A 2,808-nucleotide genomic window follows, 5' to 3' on the forward strand; every position below is an offset into this window, starting at 1 on the left:
ATCGGCGTCAACCTAACCAACGCCAAGGGCGCCTATGGCTTCCCCAACCTGACCGACAACGACTGGCGTTGGGGCGGCGAGCCGGAAACCATCAAGACCAGCATCATGAATGGTCGTCATGGGGTAATGCCGGCCTGGGCCGAGGTGATCGGCGAACAGGGCGTGGCGGATGTCGCCGCCTTCGTGCTGACCAACCTCGATGGCCGCACCTTGCCTGAAGGGGCCAAGGTCGACGTGGCCGCAGGCCAGAAGCTGTTCGCCGCCAACTGCGTGGCCTGCCATGGCCCCGAAGGCAAGGGCACTCCGGCCATGGGCGCACCTGACCTGACTCATCCGCGTGCGTTCATCTATGGCTCGAGCTTCGCCCAGTTGCAGCAGACCATTCGCTATGGCCGCCAAGGGCAGATGCCGGCCCAGGCCGAGATCCAGGGCAACGACAAGGTGCACCTGCTGGCGGCGTATGTGTACAGCCTGTCGCACCAGGAGCAGCCGGAGACGGCACAGGCCGAGCAGTAGATCTGTGCCGATCCTATCGCGGGACAAGCCCGCGATAGGGCCGACATGAACAACACAAACCAACCACTTCACTGACCTGCATCAATTGACACCCGCCATAACATGATTCAATCCATGACCCAACGCGACTAAATGTCGCAGTGAAGCCCTACCCTGCCATCAGCGGCGTATCATGGGCCGCAGAGCGCCAGACACACGCGCAAGACCGCGACCGGCACGCACTGGCCGCGGCACCCCTCCACTGCCGTGGGACTTGATGATGAGCAAGCAGATTCCGGTACATGACGTCACCCCGCCAGCCAACAAAGACAAGGCGCCGGTCGACCTCTACGCCTCGCGCGAAAAAATCTACACCCGCGCCTTCACCGGCCTGTTCCGCCAACTGCGCATGGTCGGTGGCGCGGTGCTGTTCCTGCTGTACTTCGGCACCGTGTGGCTGAACTGGGGCGGCCACCAAGCCGTGTGGTGGAACCTGCCCGAGCGCAAGTTCTACATCTTCGGCGCCACCATCTGGCCGCAAGACTTCATCCTGCTCTCGGGCATTCTCATCGTCGCCGCCTTCGGCCTGTTCTTCATCACCGTGTTCGCCGGCCGCGTGTGGTGCGGCTACACCTGCCCGCAGAGCGTATGGACCTGGGTGTTCATGTGGTGCGAGAAAGTCACAGAGGGCGACCGCAACCAGCGCATGAAGCTCGACAAAGCCCCCATGAGCGCCAACAAGCTGTTGCGCAAGAGCACCAAGCACCTGATGTGGCTGCTGGTGGGCTTCGTCACTGGCCTGACCTTCGTCGGCTACTTCTCGCCGATCCGCGAGCTGGTCATCGAGTTCTTTACCGGCGATGCCGATGGCTGGGCGTATTTCTGGGTCGGTTTCTTCACCCTGGCCACCTACGGCAACGCCGGCTGGCTGCGCGAGCAGGTGTGCATCTACATGTGCCCCTACGCGCGCTTCCAGAGCGTGATGTTCGACAAAGATACCCTGATCGTCTCCTACGACCCGCGTCGCGGCGAGGCCCGTGGCCCGCGCAAGAAAGACGCCGACTACAAGGCCCAGGGCCTGGGCGACTGCATCGACTGCACGATGTGCGTACAGGTCTGCCCCACCGGCATCGACATCCGCGACGGTCTGCAGATCGAATGCATCGGCTGCGCGGCGTGCATCGACGCCTGCGACAACATCATGGAGAAGATGGACTACCCCAAAGGCCTGATCAGCTACACCACCGAGCACAACCTGTCGGGGCAGAAGACCCACATGCTGCGCCCACGCCTGATCGGCTACGCCGTGGTGCTGCTGGTGATGATCGGCCTGCTCGCCACCGCCTTCGCCACCCGCTCGCTGGTCGGCTTCGACGTCAGCAAGGACCGCGTGCTGTACCGCGAGAACGCCCAAGGGCGAATCGAGAACGTGTACAGCCTGAAGGTCATGAACAAGGACCAGCGCGACCACGTCTACGTGCTCGACGCCACCGGCCTGCCGGGCCTGCAACTGGAAGGCCGGCGCGAGATCCGCGTGGCAGCCGGCGACATCGTCAGCCTGCCGGTACAGCTGTCGGTAGCCCCCGAGCAGTTGCCCTCGACCACCAACGAAATCACCTTCACCCTCAAGGACGCCGACGACAGCGCCACCGAGGTAGAAGCCAAGAGCCGCTTCATCGGCCCATTGATCCGCTGAGAGAGACTTTCGAACATGCCCAATGCCACCGCCATCGACCCTTGGTACAAACACCGCTGGCCCTGGATCATCATCGGCATCCTCACCACCTCGGTGTGCCTGAGCCTGACCATGGTGAGCATCGCCGTGCGCAACCCGGTCAACCTGGTCAACGACAACTACTACGAGGCCGGCAAGGGCATCAACCGCGCGCTGGACCGCGAACTGCTGGCCCAGACCCTGAACCTGAAGGCCAGCGTGCACCTCGACGAACTGACCGGCGAGGTGGAGCTGAACCTGACCGGTGACAGCGCGCCGCAGACCCTGGAACTGAACCTGATTTCGCCCACCCAGCCGGACAAGGACCGCAAGGTGCAGCTGGCCCGCACCGACAGCGGCAGCTACGTCGGCCAGCTCGACGACAAGGTCGAGGGCCGACGCTTCGTCGAACTGCTGGGCAGCCAGGATGGCCATGTGTGGCGCCTGTTCGAGGAAGAAAAAGTCGCCCATGGCGTGACCCTGGAGCTGGGTGACGAGGCGTTGCAGGGTGCCGAGCACCACGAATGAACAACAGCACTACCCAAAAACCTGTGGGAGCGGGCTTGCCCCGCGATTGCGAACGCTCAGGCGACACCATT

General features: G+C 63.4%; 3 protein-coding genes. All 3 read left to right on the forward strand.

Annotated elements, in window-relative coordinates:
• Positions 1-516: c-type cytochrome (locus ACQKPE_RS26235; RefSeq protein ID WP_427669603.1), on the forward strand; the 516-nt coding region annotated here is incomplete at its 5' end.
• Positions 517-775: 259 nt separating this feature from the next.
• The gene (gene ccoG, locus ACQKPE_RS26240; RefSeq protein WP_427669605.1) at positions 776-2,191 is read left to right on the forward strand and encodes a cytochrome c oxidase accessory protein CcoG; all 1,416 of its coding nucleotides are present in this window, start codon (positions 776-778) and stop codon (positions 2,189-2,191) included.
• A 15-nt stretch (positions 2,192-2,206) separates the two neighbouring features.
• Positions 2,207-2,737 carry a FixH family protein gene (locus ACQKPE_RS26245; RefSeq protein ID WP_427669606.1) on the forward strand — a complete coding sequence of 177 codons (531 nt, stop codon included), beginning with the start codon at positions 2,207-2,209 and terminating at the stop codon, positions 2,735-2,737.
• Positions 2,738-2,808 lie beyond the last annotated feature (71 nt).

It is taken from the genome of Pseudomonas sp. NPDC089554, from assembly GCF_050280645.1.
Taxonomy (GTDB): domain Bacteria; phylum Pseudomonadota; class Gammaproteobacteria; order Pseudomonadales; family Pseudomonadaceae; genus Aquipseudomonas.